General features: G+C 70.5%; 16 protein-coding genes. 4 read left to right on the forward strand and 12 right to left on the reverse strand.

Annotated features, from left to right (window positions below; translation table 11 throughout):
• Window positions 1-45: 45 nt before the first annotated feature.
• From WMF36_RS18620 to WMF36_RS18640, 5 genes are all read right to left on the reverse strand, one after another.
• On the reverse strand, window positions 46-753 hold the full coding sequence (locus WMF36_RS18620; protein ID WP_437581936.1) for a glutathione S-transferase N-terminal domain-containing protein: 708 nt from the start codon (window positions 751-753) through the stop codon (window positions 46-48).
• A gap of 126 nt (window positions 754-879) precedes the next feature.
• Entirely contained in the window at window positions 880-2,043 is a 1,164-nt protein-coding gene (locus WMF36_RS18625; RefSeq protein ID WP_437580958.1) for a pyridoxal phosphate-dependent aminotransferase, read from the reverse strand.
• Between the two features lie 337 nt (window positions 2,044-2,380).
• Window positions 2,381-3,571, reverse strand: a complete 1,191-nt coding sequence (locus WMF36_RS18630; RefSeq protein ID WP_437580959.1) for an endo-1,4-beta-xylanase — start codon at window positions 3,569-3,571, stop codon at window positions 2,381-2,383.
• 132 nt (window positions 3,572-3,703) lie between these two features.
• On the reverse strand, window positions 3,704-3,904 hold the full coding sequence (locus WMF36_RS18635) for a DUF6289 family protein (protein ID WP_437580960.1): 201 nt from the start codon (window positions 3,902-3,904) through the stop codon (window positions 3,704-3,706).
• Between the two features lie 346 nt (window positions 3,905-4,250).
• Window positions 4,251-5,081, reverse strand: a complete 831-nt coding sequence (locus WMF36_RS18640) for a class I SAM-dependent methyltransferase (RefSeq protein WP_437580961.1) — start codon at window positions 5,079-5,081, stop codon at window positions 4,251-4,253.
• 213 nt (window positions 5,082-5,294) lie between these two features.
• On the opposite strand from WMF36_RS18640, the gene WMF36_RS18645 reads away from it, so the two are divergent.
• A complete protein-coding gene (locus WMF36_RS18645; RefSeq protein WP_437580962.1) occupies window positions 5,295-6,200 on the forward strand; it encodes a DNA-formamidopyrimidine glycosylase family protein in 906 nt (301 codons plus the stop codon).
• A 100-nt stretch (window positions 6,201-6,300) separates the two neighbouring features.
• Entirely contained in the window at window positions 6,301-7,065 is a 765-nt protein-coding gene (locus tag WMF36_RS18650; protein ID WP_437580963.1) for a hypothetical protein, read from the forward strand.
• Window positions 7,066-7,126: 61 nt separating this feature from the next.
• Here WMF36_RS18650 and WMF36_RS18655 read toward each other — a convergent pair whose 3' ends face one another.
• From WMF36_RS18655 to WMF36_RS18680, 6 genes are all read right to left on the reverse strand, one after another.
• Window positions 7,127-10,123 (reverse strand): ATP-binding protein, encoded by a 2,997-nt coding sequence (locus WMF36_RS18655; RefSeq protein WP_437580964.1) that lies wholly within the window; start codon window positions 10,121-10,123, stop codon window positions 7,127-7,129.
• Between the two features lie 117 nt (window positions 10,124-10,240).
• Complete coding sequence (locus WMF36_RS18660; protein WP_437580965.1) at window positions 10,241-11,341, reverse strand: AI-2E family transporter; 1,101 nt, start codon at window positions 11,339-11,341, stop codon at window positions 10,241-10,243.
• A 419-nt stretch (window positions 11,342-11,760) separates the two neighbouring features.
• The gene (locus tag WMF36_RS18665; RefSeq protein ID WP_437580966.1) at window positions 11,761-12,291 is read right to left on the reverse strand and encodes a pyridoxamine 5'-phosphate oxidase family protein; all 531 of its coding nucleotides are present in this window, start codon (window positions 12,289-12,291) and stop codon (window positions 11,761-11,763) included.
• Window positions 12,292-12,483: 192 nt separating this feature from the next.
• The gene (locus WMF36_RS18670) at window positions 12,484-13,488 is read right to left on the reverse strand and encodes a zinc ribbon domain-containing protein (RefSeq protein WP_437580967.1); all 1,005 of its coding nucleotides are present in this window, start codon (window positions 13,486-13,488) and stop codon (window positions 12,484-12,486) included.
• Window positions 13,485-14,525, reverse strand: a complete 1,041-nt coding sequence (locus tag WMF36_RS18675) for a hypothetical protein (protein ID WP_437580968.1) — start codon at window positions 14,523-14,525, stop codon at window positions 13,485-13,487. The genes WMF36_RS18670 and WMF36_RS18675 overlap by 4 nt, the downstream gene beginning before the upstream one ends.
• 135 nt (window positions 14,526-14,660) lie before the next feature.
• Complete coding sequence (locus WMF36_RS18680; RefSeq protein WP_437580969.1) at window positions 14,661-15,725, reverse strand: alpha/beta fold hydrolase; 1,065 nt, start codon at window positions 15,723-15,725, stop codon at window positions 14,661-14,663.
• A gap of 1,266 nt (window positions 15,726-16,991) precedes the next feature.
• Between WMF36_RS18680 and WMF36_RS18685 the strand changes: the two genes are divergently transcribed.
• Entirely contained in the window at window positions 16,992-17,774 is a 783-nt protein-coding gene (locus tag WMF36_RS18685; protein WP_437573855.1) for an IS630 family transposase, read from the forward strand.
• 183 nt (window positions 17,775-17,957) lie between these two features.
• On the forward strand, window positions 17,958-18,308 hold the full coding sequence (locus WMF36_RS18690; protein WP_437580970.1) for a hypothetical protein: 351 nt from the start codon (window positions 17,958-17,960) through the stop codon (window positions 18,306-18,308).
• A 40-nt stretch (window positions 18,309-18,348) separates the two neighbouring features.
• Here WMF36_RS18690 and WMF36_RS18695 read toward each other — a convergent pair whose 3' ends face one another.
• Window positions 18,349-19,893: a hypothetical protein gene (locus WMF36_RS18695; RefSeq protein ID WP_437580971.1), complete on the reverse strand. Its 1,545-nt coding sequence runs from the start codon at window positions 19,891-19,893 to the stop codon at window positions 18,349-18,351.
• Window positions 19,894-19,941 lie beyond the last annotated feature (48 nt).

The following is a 19,941-nucleotide window of genomic DNA, read 5'->3' on the forward strand; positions in this document are numbered from 1 at the left end:
GGCCCACTGACGTACCCGGCCCCGGCGCCTCCCCCAGGCTGGCGGTCAGGCGTTGCTCGCCGGAATGTCCAGCCCGCGCACCACCGCCGGCCGCGCGACGAAGGCGTCGAGCACACGCTTCACCTCCTTGAAGTCGTCGAACCCCACCAGCTCGCCCGCGCCGTAGAAGCCCACGAGGTTGCGCACCCACGGAAAGATCGCGATGTCGGCAATGGTGTAGTCATCGCCCATCATCCACGCGCGGCCGCGCAGGTGGCCGTCGAGGACGCCCAGCAGCCGCTTCGCTTCCGCCACGAAGCGGTCGCGCGGCCGCTTGTCCTCGTAGTCCTTGCCGGCGAACTTGTGGAAGAAGCCGAGCTGGCCGAACATCGGGCCGATGCCGCCCATCTGGAACATCACCCACTGGATCGTCTCGTAGCGGCGCGCCGCCTCCTGCGGCAGCAGCCGCCCGCTCTTTTCCGCCAGGTACAGCAGGATCGCTCCGGACTCGAACAGCGCGAGCGGCTTGCCGCCCGGGCCCTGCGGGTCGAGGATCGCCGGGATTTTGTTGTTCGGGTTGAGCGAGAGGAACTCGGGCGAGAACTGGTCGTTGGTGTCGAAGGCGACACGATGCGCCTCGTAGGGCAGGTCCGTCTCCTCGAGCGCGATCGACACCTTCACGCCGTTGGGCGTGGGCAGCGAGTAGAGCTGGATGCGGTCGGGATGCCGCGCGGGCCACTTGCGCGCGACGGGGAAGGACGACAAATCGGTCATGCGGTCTCTCCTGCTGTTGGAACCGCCAATGTAAACCACCCCGGGCGGCGCGGGGCTGGGACGCAAGGCGTTCTCACACCCAGGGGAGAAGGGAGTGGGAGACAGCCGATGGTGACCGCTCGTCGGTCACCGCGCGCGCTGCCAGGCGACGATCCGCGTCACCGCCTCGTCGACCTGCTCGACCGGGGCCGCGAAGGACAGCCGGACGTACCGCGCGCCGCCTTCGCCGTCGAAGTCGGTGCCCGGCGTGAGCGCGACGCCCGTGTCGGCGAGCAGCCGCTCGCACCACGCGACCGAGTCGTCCGTACCGACGTCGGCATACAGGTAGAAGGCGCCGTCGGGCGGGGCGACCTCCCAGCCGAGCTCGGGCAGCCGCCGCAGCAGCAGGTCGCGCGCGGCCGCGTAGCCCTCCACCAGCCGGTCCGCCGCGGCGTACGCCTCCGGGGTCAGGGCCGCGAGCGCCGCGTGCTGCGCCAGGGCGGGCGGGCACAGCGCGAGGTTCCCCGCCAGCGCGTCGACGGGCGGGACGAGCTCCGGCGGCAGCACGAGCCACCCCAGGCGCCAGCCCGTCATGGCCCAGTACTTCGAGAAGCTCGAGACGACGACGGCGCCCGCGTCGCCGTAGCGCGCCGCCGTCGCCTGGCGCCCGGCCCACGCGCCGTACGTGAGGCCGTGATAGATCTCGTCGCTCACCAGCCGGACGTCATGCTCCGCGCACCAGCGCGCGATCGCCTCGAGCTCCGCGGCGTCGACCATCGTGCCCGTCGGGTTCGCCGGGCTCGCCAGGACCAGGCCGTCGAGCTTTCCGCCGTCGTAGGCGGCCATGAGCTGCGACGTGGTCGGCTGGAAGCGGCTCCCCGGGCCGCACGGCAGCTCGACCACCTCCACCCCGAGGGAGCGGAGGATGTTTCGGTACGCCGGGTAGCCCGGGCGAGCGAGCGCCACGCGGTCACCCGGCTCGAACGCCGCGAGGAACGCGAGCAGGAACCCGCCCGACGACCCGGTGGTGAGGGCGACGCGCGACGGGTCGAGGTCCACGTCGTACCAGCGGCCGTAGTGCTCCGCGAGCGCAAGGCGCAGCGCCGGGATGCCCAGCGCCTCGGTGTACCCGAGGTCCCCGTCCGCGAGGAGCGCGGCCGCCCGCGCGCGCACGACGGCGGGCGCCCCTGAACCCGGCTGGCCCGCGCACAGGCTGATGACCGGCTCGCCCGCCGCGCGCCGCGCGTTGGCGGCGGCGAGCACCTCCATGACCGCGAAGGGCGGCACCTGCGAGCGGCGGCTGCTCCTCACCCGGCCATCCTCCCGCCACGCCGACGGCGTGCCGCGCCACCCCGGCAGGCGCCCGTCGGCACCGGCCCCCACCCACCGGGTCCGGGCCTGCTGGATCGAGTGGAGCTGGGGTGGAGCAAGCTCCAGCAGGAAGCTCTACAGAAGCTGCTCTTCATCAGGTCGAGCACATGAGGGTGATTGCGGAGAAGCCCTGGGAAGTTCGCATCGAATCTTGTGGTGATGAGGTGAACGCCATCATCCTGAACGGCTCATCGGCCATTTGCAACACGGAAGCTTTGTTGTCGGCAGAGGAAGCTCGACGCCGGTCGCCGCGCCGTCCGGGCGGCGGGGCGAGGGATCACTCGCCGCGATCGAGGAAGTCCATCAGCCAGGCCAAGGCCGGCCGCAGGGTGCCGTCCGGGTGCAGGAGGCCCGTGTTGTCCCGCCAGGTGGAGCCGACGACGTAGCCCCAGAGGGTGATGCCTTTGACGGCGCTGTGGTTGTAGAACATCGTGAGCTGCTCCTCCATCACCCGGCGCTGCGCGTCGTCGTCCGAGAGGCTGATGTCGTACTCGGTGATGTACACGGGCAGGCCCGTGGCGGCGAGCCCGTCGATGTAGCCCTTCACGGTGCTGGTCTCGATCTTGTACGCGTCGTGAGCCTGGGCGCCGAGGGCGTCTATGGGAGCGCCCGCGTCGAGCAGCGTCTTCACGAGCTCGACGAAGCGCTTGTGCTCGCTCTCGTACTCGATGTTGTTGTAGTCATTGAGGATCAAGGTCGAGCCCGGGCAGAACTCGCGAGCCCACTTGAAGGAGTTGACGATCCAGTCATGGCCGCTCTCGCCGTCGCCCCCGATGGCGTTCTTGAAGACAGGCGTGGTGTGGGGCGGCGGCTCGTTCACCACGATGATGGAGTCCGTGTCGGGGTACCGCTCGCAGAACGCCTGCATCCAGTCCCGCACGGCCTGCCGCTGCTCCTCCGCGGAGAGATTCCCGAGCCAGGACAGCGACGCTTCGCCCCACACGAAGTTGTACTGCATGAAGGGGATGCCGTTGGCCTGCGCGTACCTGTAGACCGCGTCGAGCCTGCTCCAGTCGCGAACGCCGCGCGACCTCTCGATGGAGGTCCACCTGCCCTCGAGCTCGGGCGTGATCTGGTCCCAGTACTGGATGAAATCGTCGCGCACGGCGCCGTTCGTCGTGATGTTGCCGACGAACTTGCGGGGGCTCGGGCTGCCCGAACCCCCCGACCCGTCGCCGGAGCCGCCGGCCCCGGAGCCGCTCGTTCCAGAGGCTCCGGCGCCGCCGTCGCCGGAGCCGCCCGCACCGGAGCCCAGAGTACCCGTGCTGTCCGTGCCGGCTCCGCCTGCGCCGGTTGCGCCGCCGCTGCCGCCATGGCCACCCGCTCCCATCGCGCCGCCCGCGCTCGACGAGCCGCCCGGGCCAGCGTCAGCCGTGTCCACCCTGCCAGAGCAGCCGGAGAGGGCCGCGATCCCGAGCGCGATCGAGATCGTGCCGCACAGCCATCGAGAAGAACGGTTCTTGTTCATGCCAACCCCCCGCAAGCAGGAAGATCGTGATCTGTGATTTTTGAAGCGGAAACGACGGCGCGCGTCGCCCCCTCGCGGCGCTCCCCGGCGGGTGCGGTGCGCCACGTCGCGCGTCGGGTGGCGCACTTTCCCTCAGGGAGGAGGCGGGGTGCAGATGAAGCACCCGCCGCACTCGTGGTGCGACGTCTTGGTGCCCCACGCGATCTGGTTGTTACAGCAGTCGCGGCCGTACTGGCCGACGACCGTCGTGTGGCTCTCGTCGCTGTAGTAGGTGCAGTTTGCCCCGGGCGCCGCGTCGCTCGAGGGGGCCAACAGGGCGGTGGTTCCCAGCATCGCTGCACCTGCCGTCAGGGCAGCGATGAAGAACCGCAATCGGGTAGCAGGGCCGAACCGACGCATGGAAGCTCCTTTTTGCGATGGAGGCCTGCTCCGGCCTCCGGTTCTATGCGGGACACCTTAGACCGATTGTCCGGCTCGGGCAAGCGCTCCGGCCGGAGCGCCCTATGCGGCTATCTGCCAATCGTCTCATTCGGCGGCGGGAGCTCCACGCAGCGTAGCGGAGGAGGGTGAAGCAGCGCGCGAACTCTGGCGTGACGGCGAACGTCGCGCGCTGCGCGGGAGTTGTCGACAGTGGCTCCCGGGGGAACTCACCCGACCAGCCCGTACATCGCCCGCTCGCTCAGCCCTTGACGGCCTGCAAGGTATAGCTCGCCGCCAGTCGCTCTGGCTTTTCGCGGAGCCGCCATTCGCCGCGCCCGTCGTCCACCATGGCCGCTCCGAGCGGATTCCAGGGAACCGAATCGTGCTCGGTGAGCTCGGTCAGCCTCAGGTTCGCTGCGAAGAGCGCGGAGATGATCTCGCCGAGGCCGTGATTGAAAGCGATGGTGTCGGGCGCGGCGAGCTCTCCCTCGTGTGACACGTAGGTCTGCTTCTCGTGGAACAGCGTGCCGCCCTCGACCTCGAAGTAAGGATACTCCACGACCAGGAGGCCGTCCGGGCGCGGATCGGCGAGCGACCACAGCATCGGATGCCCCTCGCGCATGAACAAGCGACCCCCCGGCTTCAGCAGCGCCGCCACGGTGGTGGCCCAGCGCTGGATGCTGTCAAGCCAGCACAGCGCGCCGACGCCCGTGTACACCACGTCGAATCGCTCGGCCCCCAGCGCCGCGACCGCATCGTAAAGATTGCTGCACACGTACTCGATCCCGGCGTCGCAACCCGCGGCCAGCCGCCGCGCCACGGCCAGCGCCGGCTCGGAGAAATCGAGGCCGGTCACGCGCGCTCCGAGGCGAGCGAGTGACAGCGTGTCCGTGCCGATGTGGCACTGCAAATGGACGACGTCGAGGCCGCGCACGTCGCCGAGCCGGGCGCGATCGAACTCGACCACACCGGAGAGATGCCGCGGGTCATCGCGGAACCTGTGAAGCTCATAGCCTTGTTCGTGAATCGCAACACGACTGTTCCAGTTCGCGAGGTTGATCGCCACGTAGTCGCGTTCGTGAGAGCTCATGGCGCAAGTATGCCATGGATCGCTTCACGCGACGCAGCGCGGCCTCGAGATGCTCGCCCCGCAGGCTGTGGAGCGAAGACGGCTCCCTCGAACCGTGGGCGTCCAGCGTCGGGGCGAGAGGACGACGATCGGCGTCGGCGTCACCGGCAGGCCGTCCGCGCGCGTGCCCCTTGCGATCCGGCCGGTCTGCACCAGAGCCACCGGGAGCCGCTCATGCCTGAAGGTGACACCCTCTTCCGGATCGCCGCTGCCCTGGGCCCCGTGCTGGAGGGCGCGCGCGTCATCGCCCTGGAGCTGCCCCGGAGCGACCGGCGGTGCGACCAGCTCGTCGGCCGCCGGATCGAGCGCGTGGAGGCGCGCGGCAAGAACCTCTTGATCTTCTTCGACGACGGCACCGTCCTCCACACGCACCTGCGCATGAGCGGCGCCTGGCACCTCTACCGCGAGGGGGAGCGCTGGAGGCGGTCCGAGGCGACGGCCTCGGCCATCCTCGCGGTCCCGGGCTACGTCGCCGTCTGCTTCCGTGCGCCGATCGTGCGCCTGCTCCGCGCGAGCGCCGTGCGCGGCGACCGTCTGCTCGGCGGCCTCGGCCCGGACCTGCTCGGCGACGGCTTCGACGCCGCGGAGGCGCTCCGCCGCCTCCGCGCGCTCGACGACGTGCCCCTCGGGGTCGCGATCATGGACCAGCGCGTCGTCGCCGGCATCGGCAACGTCTACAAGAGCGAGCTCCTCTTCCGGAGGCGGCTCGACCCGTTCGCCCCGGTCCGGGCGTACTCGGACGAGGAGCTCTCCGCGATGCTCGACCTCGGCCGCCGCCTCCTGCAGGCCAATGTCGAGCCGCGGGACGCCTCCGGCGCGTACCGCGGCCCCACCGCGCACTACCTCCACACGCGCACGACGCGCACCGGCTTCGATCGCGGCAGGCGGCCTGTCGGCGTCTACGGCCGCGAGGGACGCGCCTGTTACGACTGCGGCGCCGCGGTCCAGATGCGCCGGCAGGGGACCCTGATGCGGTCGACGTACTTCTGTCCCCGCTGCCAGCCGACCCGCGCCGCGGCAGAGCCAGCGCCGGCGGACGGATCTGCGCCGCCGGCTGGATCTGCGCCTCCCGCGCCGTGACCACGGCCGCCGGCGGCCAGCGCCAGCGCTCCCGGGGCTCGCGCGGCGCGCCGTCTCGCCCGGCAGGCCTTTCCGGCGGATCGATCGTACGATCGGCCTCATGCGCTCCACCCGCTTCCCCCTGCTCCTTCTCCTCGCGCTTGCGCCTGCATGCAGCCATCCCCTGGACGAGCCCATCTCTCCGGATGCCGAGAGCGAGAAGCCCCCTCCCTCCGGCGGCGCGTCTTCCTCTCCGTCCACTGCGCCCCCGGCGGCGCCTGCGGATGGGGCCGCCGAGATGGACGCCCGCTTCGCCCCGCTCGTCGCATCGGCCTTTCGCGACTACAAGGCCTGGGGTCGCGTCGACGACGAGCTCCGCTGGGCGCCCTGGCTCTGCCGCCTGCCGCTGCCCGGCCGTGCCCGCATGAGCGCCGCCGAGGACGGCGGCCACGCCCGCAAGCTCTACTCGGTGTTCGCGAGGCACCGCGACCGCTATCCGCTGGTGCAGGGCGAAGCGCCCGTGTCCCAGCCGGTCGGGCAGGTCCTCGTCAAGGAGAGCTACCACCCCGAGCTCGTGGAGAACGGGGCCTCCGAGCTCCCGGAGCCTCAGCCCTCAACACCGGACGGCGCCTCCGGCACGCCGGACCATTTCGATCCTTATCTGCGCGACGGCGATCGCGTCTACCGCGCGTCGCGCTTCGCCGGCGCCTACGTGGTGCTCAAGGTCGCGCCGGACACGCCCGGCACCGACGCCGGCTGGGTCTATGGCACGGTCACGCCCGATGGCGAGGTGACCTCTGCCGGCCGGGTCGCGTCGTGCATGGGATGTCACGTGAGCGCCCGCCACGAGCGCGTCTTCGGGATCGCGCCTCCAGCGGGGCCCTGACGGGCTCGGGGGCGGCGGCGCCCGGATCGATCGCGCTGGGTTCACGGCACTTGCTTCCTCGTCACCGCGGAGGGCCGCCTCGCCTCCTCCGGGGGGCGGACGTCGTGTCGTCCGCCGCGACGGGCAGGCGCACGACGAACTCGCTGCCTTGCCCGAGCCCCGGGCTCGTCGCTTCGATGCTCCCGCCGTGGAGAGCTACGAGGTCCCGGACGATGGTGAGCCCGATACCGAGGCCGCCGGGCGCCCGGTCAAAGCTGCGCTCCGCCTGATGGAACAGCGTGAAGACCTGGGGCAGTATCTCCTTCGCGATCCCGATCCCGTCGTCGCGGACACGCAGCTCCACCTGATCGCCGCGCCGCTCGACTGTCACCCCGATGTGGCCCCCGATGTCGGTGTACTTGCACGCGTTGGTGAGCAGGTTGACGAGGATCTGCTCGACACGAACGGCGTCCGCGATGACGTGGATGGCGGATGCCGGCAGCGCGAGCCTGATCTGATGCCGCCGCGCCTCGATCTGCGCGCGCGTCGACTCCAGGGCGCGCGACACGGCGGCCCCGATGTCGATCCGCTCCTTGCGGAGCTCGATCTTCCTCCGGGTGATGCGCGATACGTCGAGCAGATCGTCCACGAGGCGCATCAAGGTCTTCGTCTGCCGTGCGATGACCTCGATGTGCCGGTCCGGCGGCCCCCCGCAGCTTCGCAACCGGATGAGCTCCACGGCCACGCAGATCGGCGCCATGGGGTTGCGCAGCTCGTGCGCGAGCATGGCCAGGAACTCGTCCTTCCGGCGATCCGCGTCGGCCAGCGCGTCCTCGACCCGCTTGCGCTCGGTGATGTCCAGGGACGATCCAACGAAGCCCTGGAACGCTCCGGTCGCGTAGAAACGCGGGGCGCCCTGGGTCACGACCCATCGGCTCTCGCCGTCTCCGCGGACCATGCGACATTCCAGCGTGAAGGGCTCGCGCGCGCCGAGCGCCGCCGAGTAGGCGCTCACGAAGAGCGGGCGATCTTCCGCGTGGACCGCGTCGAGCCAGCCGTCCCCCTGCGCCGCTTCGAGGGTGTGCCCCGTGAAGCGCAGCCAGGTCTTGTTGACGTACTCGCATCCTCCGGAGGGCCCGGACATCCAGATCATCATCGGGGCGGCGTCGGCGAGGGAGCGGAAGCGCTGCTCGCTCTCGCGGAGACGCTCGACATCCTCGGCGACCTGCCGGCGCAGCTTCGCGATCTCGATGCGCCCGCCGACCCGCGCGAGCAGCTCACGGACCGAGAACGGCTTGACGAGGTAATCGTCCGCGCCCGCTTCGGCGCCGTGCACGCGCGACGCCTCCCCGGATCGGGCCGAGATGAGCACGACGGGGACGAGCCGCGTCCTCGGATCGGCGCGCAACGCGGCGAGGAGGCCGAACCCGTCGAGCCCGGGCATCATGACGTCGGTGAGGACGAGATCGGGCACCTTCTCGCGCGCGGCCGACAGCGCCATCTCGCCGTTCTCGACCGCCTCCACGGTCCACCGCGTCGCGAGGATGTGCCGGAGGTAGCCCCGCATGTCGGGGTTATCCTCGACGAGCAGGACGTGGCCGCCCGAGCCCGCCGGCAGGCGCCGATCGTCCGCGCCCGCCGGGAGCCCCTGCGGAGGCGCTGCCGGTGGTGCATCCACGGAGACCCACTGCGACGCTTCCTCCACGAACGCCTGGACCGTCACGGCCGTCATGCCGAGCTCCCGCTCGGCGCCTGCGTGCTCCGCGGGCAAGTGCGCTGATCCGCTGGGGATGCAGACCGTGAACGTGCTCCCTTGCCCGAACACGCTCGTCGCCTGGACGTCACCCCCGTGGAACTTGACCAGCTCCCGCACGAGCGCGAGCCCGATGCCGGAGCCCTCGTGGCTCCGCCCGCGCGCCCCAGGGATCCGGTAGAAGCGTTCGAAGATCCGAGGGAGCTCCTCCGCGGGGATCCCCGTCCCCGTGTCGCGGACCTCGAGGATCACGTGGTCACCGCCCCACCGGAGCGAGATCGCGATCTCGCCCTCGAACGTGAACTTGAACGCGTTCGAGATCAGATTGAGGACGATCTTCTCCCACATCTCGCGATCGACGTAGACAGGCTCCGGGAGCGGCGGGCAGTCCACGACGAACCGGAGCCCCGCCCGCGCCGCCGTCGAGCAGAACGCGTTCGCCACCTCGGCAGTCAGCGCCGAGAGGTCGAGCGCCTCGTACGACACCTGCATCCGGGCGGCTTCGATCCGGGCGAAGTCGAGCAGGTTGTTCACGAGCTTGAGGAGCCGCCGTGCATTGCGGCGCGCGAGCTCGACGAGCTCGTGTTGCCTGTCCGTGAGGCCGCCGGGCGCGCCGGTCAGGAGCTCTTCGATCGGGCAGAGCATGAGCGTGAGCGGCGTCCGGAACTCGTGGCTCACGTTCGAGAAAAACCTGGTCTTGAGCTCGTCGAGCCGGCTGAGCTGCTCGTTGGCCATGCGGAGCTGCTCGTTCGCGCGCTGGATCTCCTGTGCTCGGAGGAAGACCTCCGCCTCGACCCTGTCCGCCCGTGTCTGGAGCTCCTCCGTGAGCCGGGTCTGCTCGATCCCGCGCTGCTTCAGGCGGACGAACTCGGTCACGTCCTCGACACGGTGGATGATGTACGCGATCTCGCCGTCTGGCCCCACGATGGGCTTGTTGAAGGGACTCCAATATCGTTCCTCGAAACCGCCTCCCCCCGCTTCGGAGCACGGGATATCGTATTTCTGCACGGCCATGCTGTCGGAGGCGCGTGTCTCGAGCACACGCCCGAGCGAGGCGCGCAGGTTTCTCGTGCCGGTCGCGTGCGGATCGTCCGGATTGTCCGGGAACACATCGAAGATGCCGCGACCCAGGATCTCCTCGCGCCGGGTGTTCGTCGCCTGGAGATAGGCGTCGCTCACGGCGACGACCACGAAGTCCGTCCGGAGCACGAGGTAGTTCCCCGAGATTCCCTCGAAGATCGCGCGAAAGTTGAGGTTCTCGGGCGGCGCCTGCTCGCTCTCCAATCCCTGAGGCGGTTCGTTGCTCGAGATGCGGCTGGCGGACATGGTCACATCCCAGAAAGAAGGATGCGGCATCAGCAGGCGCCCCGGGAGGGCACGATGGTGGAACATGGCCCGCTGCAGGCTCAGCGCGCGTCGTCGGGTGATTGCCGGAGCACCCTGCTACCCGGATCGCCGCGCCCCCGCGACGCTCGGCCGCAGCAGCGATGGCGGCGGCTCCTCGCTCGCCGGCGCCGCCTCTTGCTCATGCTCCTCCGGCGCCGGCTCCATGATGCGCGCGATCCACGACAGTCCCTCCACGTTCTCCAGCGTGATCTTCGCGACCATCATGATCGGGACCGACAGCAGCGCTCCCGACGGCCCCCAGAGCCAGCCCCAGAAGAGCATCCCGAGGAGGACGGCGAGCGGGGACAGCCCCAGCGTCCGCCCGAGGACCCGCGGCTCCAGGACGTTGCCCACCAGCAGGTTGATCAGGAGGTACCCGATGGCCACGATCGCCGCGGTGCCGGGTCCCTGGCTCGCCAGCGCGGCGAGCACGGCCGGGATCGTCGCGACCGCCGCGCCGATGTTGGGGATGAAGTGCAGGACGAACAGGCTCGACGCCAGGAGGAGCGCCAGATCCACGTCCAGCAGGACCAGCATCACGTAGGCGAGCACGGCGACGAGCAGGCTCGTCATCGTCTTCACGACCAGGTACTTCTTGACCTCTCGCACGATGCGCTCGACATGCTCGAGCCCGCGCCCCGGGTCCGTGATGATCGCCCGGATCTTCGCGCCGGCCCCCGCGAACTCGCAGAGGGCGAAGAAGACCACGAGGAGCACCACCCCCAGGTTCGACGCCGCGCTGGCGACCGTCACGGCGGCCCCGCCGAGCAGCGGCACCAGGGACGCCGTGTGCAGCGTCCGCGACAGGAACTCCGGGTTCACCGGCAGCCCGCGCTCGGTGAGCGTCGCCGCGAGCGCCACGGTCATGCTGGAGGCGCGGGCCAGGTAGGCCGGCACCTTCTCCTCCAGCTCCACCCCGGCGATGGTGACCACCGCCCCCACGAAGGCCAGGATCGCGAGGTCGACCACGAGCGCGGCCAGCGCCCCGATGGCCGGGGGGAGCCCCCGCCGGGTGACCCAGCTCGCGATCGGCGAGGAGATGGCCGCGAGCGCGATCCCGAAGAGCACCGGCACGAGGAACGGCTCCGCGTAGCGCAGCCCCACGATGACGACGACCGTCGCCGCCGCGACCATGATCATCTGAGCTCGACGAGACATCGTGAAGATCCCCATGCCTGACCTCGTTGCTGCCGGGTTCCCGCGTCACGTCCATCCCAGAGGAGGGAGCACGGCGTAACGTGATTCCACGAATAGCAAGGGGTGCGCCAGGCTCCGTCCCGCTGGATCCGCGGCGCGCGGCGCGTGCTGCCGCGCGGCATCGGCGGTATTCGCAAGCTCGCCGCGCTGCGCGAGGCACTCGGTCATCGTGGGGGAGCATGGATGTGGGGCCAGCGTGCGCGCAGCGGTGCGATCTGCGACGTGCTGGCTTGGACGCTGAAGGGAAGGGGACAGACTCAGGAGCACCGCAAAGGGCGGTGGGGCGCGATGTCGCATGCGGCGCCGCGCCACGTCGGCCGCGCGGGCCGCGTCGGCGCGATGCGCCGCGGCGATCTGGCGCCGCGCCCCGGCGGAGATCGCTACCGCGCGGACACCCGGCCGTCGCCCGTGGGCCCGCCGTTCAGCGGCACCGCGGCGTGCTGGGCGGCGTCGGTCTTCGGGGTCGTCCCGGTGACGTAGGCCCTGACCGCCTCGACAAGGAACCTGAGCCCGGCAGCGCCCTGGTTGTCCCAGTACTCGCCCTCGCGCGGGCTCACGTGGATGAGCGCGAGGTGGGGATCGTCCTTGCCCTTCGGGAAGAAGATCTTCGCCTCTTCCGACCACAGCTCCTCGATCTTCGCCCGGCTCCGCACGATCGAGGCGCGCCCCGAGAGCGACAGGAAGCGGTGCTCCTCCTGGAGGGTGACGTTCACCTCCGGGTGCGACTCGATCTCGTCGATCTTGCCCGAGTCGATGCTCGTCATGAACCAGATGTCCCCGGTGCCGTCGTCGACCTTCGTGAGCGCCATCGGACGCGCCCGCAGCGCCCCGTGGCTCGCCTGCGTGACGAGCATGGCATTCCGGAACTTCTTGAGGATCTCCAGCAGTTTTTCTCGTGACCCAGTTTCCATGGTGTCCTCCGTAGTCCCGGCGGTAGTTGCGAGATCCAGACCATGGCCGGCTCACGCGCGAGACCGCGAGAGGAACGGCTCTGCCGTGCCGCACCGGGCGTGCGTTCGAGGCATTCCGCCACAGCCTCCGGCGCGGATCCTCGCGCGTTCGAGCCGCCGCCCGGAGGAGCGGTATCGCGCGGCGTCCGCGAGCTACCCTGTGCGGGTGAGCGCGAACACCGCAACGACGATCGCGACCAGCGCGAGCGCGCCGGCGACCACCAGCGCCACCTTGCCCCACGCGATCGGCGCCGTGCCCGTGACGCGGCTCGCGTCCTGGCCGTGCACGATGGCCCGGTAGCTGCGCCCCTTGTAGCGGTAGGCGAGCACGTACGAAGGCAGCGCCACCCGGCGCGCCTCGAGCGCGCGCAGGAGCACCGCCACGTGCACGTTCCGGAAGGTCGACCCGGGGATCACGCCCTGCTTCAGGGTGTCCTCCGCGGTCGCGGCGATCCGCTCGCTCAGGATCTTCCGCGCCGCCGAGCGCTGCGCGTCGAACTGCTCCAGCACCGCGTCCGCCGGGCCGAGCTGCTGCTGGGTCCGGTTCGCGGCCGGCACCGCCTGATCGAACCGGAAATACGGCGCGAGCTCCCGGGCCTCATCGAGCGACAGCCCGCGCGACGCGGACACGAGCAGGCCGCGGAACGGCAGCTGCGTCTGTCCGGCGTGCGGGGCCCAGGCGCTCCGCAGGGCGCCCGCGTTCGAATCCGCCGTCCAGCTCACCACCGCGTCCGCGTTGACGAGCCAGCCCGCCCACCAGATCGGGCGCAGCCCCTCCACGGTCGCCGCCTGCGAGAGGTCCGACGGCCGGAAGAAGCCGAGCGTCGACATCCACTGCCGCAGCGCCTGGTCGGCCTGCGCGGGGGGCACCCCGAACGGGAGCAGCCAGTCGGCCTGCTCGATCGGATCGACGGGCTGCTCCAGCCGCGTGACCGCGCCGCAAAAGCGGCATTTCGGCGCCTGCGCCTCGGCCGAGTACGCGACCGCCGCGCCGCACTCGGTGCACCGCAGCACCTGCACCGGCGGCGGGGCCGGGCCGCTCCCCTGCGGCGCGGCGAGCCCGCAGACGGCGCAGCGAAGGTCGCCCGGCTCCAGCGGCCCCTGGCAGCGGGCGCAGCACCGCGCCACGGCCGTCGAGACGCCCATGCTCATGCTCATCGCGTCCCTCCGGTCGGGGTGGGCCTGCTCCCGCCGGGGCGGACGCGCTCGGTCGGCGCGGGCGTGGGCGCGGGCGCGGGCGCGGTGACGAGGGCCGGCGGCCTCGCCACGCCGCGCCGCTCGGCCGGGTCGCGGTCGCGGGCCGCGGCCAGGACGAACGGCGCCGCGATGAGCAGGATCACGAGCAGCACGGCGAGGACGATCTTGACCCAGGAGAGGGGCGCCTTGCCGTGGATCGCGCCGGTCTGGCCGTTGATGAGGACCCGGAACGGCGGCTCGCGCGGGTCGTGCCGGATCGCGAGCACCCAGAGGGGCACGTAGAGGAGCTCGAGCGTCTCCTGGTCGAGGCGCGTCTCGTGCGTGAGGCCGTGGTGGCTGTCCCCGGGCATGAAGCCCGCGAGGTCGCGGCCGATCTTTTCGAGCGCCTCCCGCCGCGCCAGGGCGTAGCACTCCGGCTGCGTCATGGTCGGCTCCTCGGCGACCCAGCCGCTGAGCACCGCGGGCGTGTAGCGCCGCATCGTGCGGAGGTCGAACGGCTCGATCGCCTCGAGCTCGGCGTTCTGGACGGCGCGGGACGCCACGACGAGGACATCCATGACGTAGGTGGCGTGCTGGCCTTCGAGGTGCCGGTGCTCGGTCCTCGTGACGACGCGGGTGCGGGTGACGCTGTTCCCCTTGTCGTCGGTCGTCGTGTACGTCTCGGTCTCCTGGTAGTCCTCGCCGATCTGCGCCGCGTAGCGCGTCTGCGCCATCGCCGAGTACAGGTACGCGGGCGTGTAGACGCCGCGGATCGCGTCGATCGTCCCCCTCTTGACGCTCGACTGCACGAAGAGGCTCCGCTTCCCGAGCCACGCCGTGACGGCGCCCTGCGCGCTCTCCCGGGTCGTGGTGAACCCGAGGACGAAGTGGGGCGACGGCCGGTCGTTCGACGGCGCGCGCTCCACCACCGCCGGCGAGGCGCAGTAGGGGCACACCGCGGTCCGCTGGTCCGCTTCGACGCGCAGCGAGGCGCCGCAGGTCTCACATTCGAGTTGCACCGGCGCCCGAGAGAACCGCACCGGAGGGCGGTGCGTCAACAGGGAAGGGGCGTCACCGCGTCGGCAGGGTCGCGCCGCCGTCGCCGCGCCGGCAGGGTCGCGCCGCCGTCGCCGCGCCGGCGGGGTCGCGCGGCGTCAGCAGGGGACGGGCGGCGGGCGGCTCCCGAGGTCGGCGGGAGAGGCCGAGTGGTCGGCGTCCTGCTCCGGTGTTTGCCGGAGCAGCGGTGAGAGCGTCCGCGTCGCCCATTGCCGGACCGGGGCGTCCGCCCACGGCTGCCACCGCGGGCTGGCCTGCGGCGCGACCGCCGCGCGGGGCGCGCGTGCCCCGGCGCGCAGGCGCGGCGCAGGCCGAGGCTCGTCGAGGAAGCGCAGGAGATCGGGGGTGAGGTCGGCCACCGCTTCCCGGTGCGGGTAGTGCCCCGCCTTCGCGTAGCGACGCACCGCCACGCCCTCCAGGTAGCGGTCGATGTCCGCCGCGTGGCGCACCGGGAGCACGGGGTCGCGGTCGCCCCAGTAGACGGCGAGAGGCGGTATCTCCGGGATCCGGTGCGCGATGTCCATGAGGTGCTCGCGCTGGCCGCGCAGATCGATCGCGTGGCGGAGCGTGCGCGACAGGGCGCGCGCCGTGCCGGGCCGCGCGTTCACCCGGGCGAGGTGCCTGCGCTCGTCCGCGTTGAAGTTGCCACCGAGCACAAGCATCCCCGCGTGGGTGCCGACGCCCATCAGCACCGGCACGGCCAGCTCCAGCAGCCCTGTCACCGCGGCGAAGCGCAGCGGCAGCGCGACCTCGCTCCCGATGCCGCCCGCGGCGACCAGCCCGAGGCGGTGCACGCGCCCCGGCCGCTCGACGGCCACGCACATGGCAATGCTGCCGCCGAACGAGTGCCCGATCAGATCGAAATCGCCGAGCCCGAGGGCGCGGATCCATTCCGCGACCACACCCGCATACCACGCGACGGTGTAGGGAGCGTCCGGGCGGGCCGAGTGCCCGTGGCCGGGCAGGTCGACCGCAACGACGCGGCGCCCGCCGGCCGCAAGCGCGGGCGCGAGGCGGTTCCAGGTCCGACAGCTATCCGACAGGCCGTGTACGAGGACCACGGGGCGCTTGCCCGCGCCGCCGTTCCGGGCAGCGCTCCACTCCTCCCAGTGGACCTCGCCTGCGGAAAAGACGCGAACATGGCTGCGACACCTGATCGACATGTTCTTCTTAAATAGTTCGCACGAAGTGCCGCGTCTGTCCAGATTGCACACCCGTCCCTTGCTTCGTCGCGGGCGGCCGCGGGCTCCCGCGAAGACGGCTTCGCATTCGGTGTGGGTCGTGCAGCTCCGGCGTACGCCATCCTGGGACGTGGACCGGACCGCGGCCCGGCCTCCACCCTGACCCGGCATGCGCCTGCCGCCGTCGGCCGCCTTATCGCCTCGGTGATGCGCCCGCTGCCCTGGCGGACCGCCCCACTGGCGCACGGACAGAATTTGTGCCGCTGGTTACCCATTGACGCCACGCTCGACTGAGAAGAGCCTCGCCAGTGGTGCGGCTCGTCAGCGAACCTGCGGGGCGAGCCGCAGGGCGTGACTTTAACTCTACTGCGGGAAGTCGGGCTGGGAGGCAAACCGCCATGGCGCCAAGGGCGCCAAGAAACCAGGGAAATGTGGGCATCGCACCATGCAGCGGCTCCCGATGATAGCGTCATCTGCATGCGGGCAGATGCTCCCTGAGGAGTTGGCGGTCAGGTCGACTGTCGGACCAGTTTTGCGACTGGAGGCGACATGAAGGCTAGTGCAATTCTGATCTGTGGCTTCGTTGCTGCGTGCAACTACGACATGGGTGAGTGCTACCTTCGGGATGGTCGTGGTGAGGGCGTCGGCGCAGGCATCATCACCCCGGGTGGGGCCGGAGGCTTCGGAGATGCGCCACCGGATCCGCAAGACGAGATGGAGCGTTCCGAGTGCAGCGAAGCCGTCGAGGCGGCAGCCCAGGTTACTTGCGCGTCCCCCGGCAGCCATACGTGCGTAAACCAGTGTGAGGCGATCGGCGCCTACTGCGTTCATCACGCTTCGCATCCGTATAGCCCTAGTGGACTGTTCGATAAGTTTTTTAACATATTCCCCGGGGTGGCGTAAGCTTCGGCATGCGAGGACGACCACCCAGGAGGATCGAGCTGTCGCGGGAGGATCGGGCGTACCTGGAGCGGCTGGTGCGCGATGGACGCACCGAGCAACGCGTCGCTCGCCGAGCTCGGGTGCTCTTGGCCATGGCAGACCCGGCGACGGTCGTGGAGGAGCTGGCGGCGCACGTGGAGCAGAGGCGCGAGACCATCTGGCACCTCTGCCGTCGGTACGAAAAGTTGGGGGTTCGGGCGGCCGAGGACGCTCCTCGCGAAGGTCGGCCCCGGGCTTTTTCCCCCTCTGCAACGCGTCGGCCTCGAGATGCTCGCCTGTTGTGAGCCCGCAGGGCTCGGGCTGCACATGACGCACTGGTCGACACGCAGCCTGGCGAAGGTGGCGGCTGAGCGTGGGCTGGTGCCGAAAATCGCGCACTCGACCGTCTCGCTGATCTTGCGTACCGCCGATCTCCAACCCCACCGTTCGCGGTACTGGAAGACGCCCACGATCGATGCCGACTTCGAGAGGAGGGCGACGCGCATCCTGTGGTGCTACGAAAGAGCCTCGGATCTAGCTGCGCGCGGCGAAGTTGTACTTTGCTTCGACGAGAAGCCGAACATCCAGGTGCTCGAACGTCGACGACCGACCCGCCCCGTGAGGCGCGGCCAGATCGAGCACCAGGAGTTCGAGTACATCCGGCACGGGACGGTGAACTTCGCCGCCGTGCTCGATGTGCACACGGGCAAGATGCGCGGGTGGTGCCCCAGCCGGAACGATAGCGAGCACCTGCGCGCGATCCTGCCCGAGTTACTCCACGAGTGCTGCAATGCGCGACGCGTGCACCTGATCTGGGACGGAGCCCCGTCCCACGTCGCACAGGAGACCACCACCCTGCTGCGTACCCTCTACCCGCACGTCCGCGTGCTTGTGACGCCGGCGCACGCCTCGTGGCTCAACCAGGCCGAGTTGCTGCTGCGCGCATTCAGCGAGCGCTACCTGAAGCGCGGCAGCTGGAACAGCCGCCAGCAGTTCGTCGAGCACCTGAACGTGAGCTGGCGGGAGTACGACCAGCTCTACGCTCACCCTTTCAGGTGGTCCTGGACGCGGCAGAAGATGCACCGCTGGGTTGAGCGGCATGCCGCGTGATTATGTTAAAAAACTTGTCGAACAGTCCACTAGCAGCGGAATTGGCGATCTGTACTGGTGCAAGGGCGGCAAGCCCACGTGGACATGCTCTTATCAGTATTCAAATGGAGACAACTGTACTATCATCAATCCGATTGGAACTTGGCTTTGTCGATATCAGTTTGAGAAATAGGGGACGGGCGGATGACGCGTGATCGGCAAGTGGCGCAGGCGCTCTCTGAGGGGCTCAACTGTCTCTCTGCGATCGTGGAGTCGCTCGACGTCGGTGCGTCGGCGTCCGAGCTCCCGAGGAATGAATGGTTAGCGACTCTGCGCGCGATGGGAGACGCCTTCGATGCGATTCTATCTAGAGAGGTGGCGACGACGCTGGTCGTGCGGCAGGCTGACTGTGACCTCGTCCGAAGGTTGGTCGGCTTGGTGCTGGAGTGGACGACTACGCGCCAGCCTCCACAAGAGCTGCGGACGACGATCGAGTCTATTTTGAAGATCTTCGATCGTCGCGGCACCGAATCTGCTCCTGATACGCAGAAGTGACGAGGCGCCCGCCAGCGTAGGAGCTCGCCCACAACACGGCCTACTCAGGGAAGCGCAGCGTCTCCACGGCGACGCCATCCTCTCCGGTCGTCATGGTGCCGTCATGGCTCCAGCTCGTGCCGCCTGGGCCCGGCAGGCCCAGCTCGAAGGTGACCCCCTCCAGCGCGAGCTGGTCCTCGTCGAGGTAGGCGATCCCGATCACGTCGCCGCCGCGCCCGGGGCCGCCGTAGCCGCCGTAGCCGCCGTCACCGCCGCGGCCCCCCTCGCAGGCCCGCGCTCCGTCGCGGCCATCGCCGCCCGGCGCGCCTCGCCCAGGTTTGCCACCTTGCTGGGGCGGCCCTCCGTGGCCTCCCCGCCCGCCGGCGGGCGCCTTGATGACGCTGTCCCGGACCGTCACCCTGGCGTGCAGCACAGCGAGGCCGATCGACGGCGAGCCGTTCCCGCCGCCTCGACCCCCTCGGCCGCCACAGCCGCCCGCGCCTCCCGAGCCGCCGCTAGCCCCTCCCTTGTCCGCCGCCGCGCACACGGCGAGCCCACCGCGCCGGCCGCCGCCTCCACCTCCGCCCTGGCCCGGCATGCCCCTGCCGCCGTCCGTCCCCTTGTCGCCCTCCCATCCCGTCTCGGTGAGGCGCCCGATGCCCTGGCCGGACGCCCCCACCGTTCCCGGGGACCCGGAGAGCCCGGACCGGCCGTTCTCGCAGACGCTGTCCTCGCGCTCCGCGTCGCCGCCGAGGCCCGAGTACGGGTCGGACGCCGGCACCGGGTCACCGGTGTCCCCGTCCTCGGCCCGCGCGGGAAGCCCATCACCGCCTTTGCCACCGGTGCTCGACGTTCCGTCGTCACACGGGTTCATCACCGCCGCGCCCCCGGGGATCGTCGCGGCGGAACACCCGTCCTCACCGAACAGGCCATCGGGGCCGGCCGCTGCTCGGCTCGGCCGCCACTCTTCCCCGTCGTGACCCGCCCTGCCGCCGTAGAGCGCCCTGATCTCGCTATGGACGATCTCCACCGCGGTGTTGGACTGAACGAGCACCCCGATTTGGACCCCGCTCTGGACCCACACGTGATCGAGCGTCGAGACCCCGTCCGCGGCCCCCGTGTCGCCGGGGCGTGCCGGCTCGACGATCACCGCGATCCGCGCATCGGTCTCGGAATTGATGTGGCCGTGGCTGTCGCTGCTCCGGCGCCGCCATTCGAGGAAGTCGAAGCCGGCATGGATGTCCACGCCGGAAGGAAGCCTGATCGCCCCCACGAAGGTATCGGTGGGCATGAACACGCGACCGCGCCCGGTGCGAGCGAGCTCGATCGCCCGCTGGACCGAGCGAACCGGCCGGTCCTTCGTGCCGGGGTTCGCGTCGTTTCCGTCGAGGATCTCGCTGTTGACGAACACCCCGCAGCCGTCCATCGCGCGATCCGCGGCGAGCTCCTCGAGGCACGCCGACTCCGGGACGGCATCGCCCGGACAGGCGGACGGAGCGTCGCACGGCGGTGCGCCGCCCGGCTCGTTCACCTCCGGAGAGTTCCCGCAACCGGCCATGGCGAGCGGTAGGACGACGAACGGAAGGAACACGGACTCGACGCGCATGGGCATGCCTCACCGGAAGCGTCCCTGGGGACGCACGCTATCCAAGGC

The sequence above is a fragment of the Sorangium sp. So ce887 genome (assembly GCF_051521455.1).
Classification (GTDB): domain Bacteria; phylum Myxococcota_A; class Polyangia; order Polyangiales; family Polyangiaceae; genus Sorangium.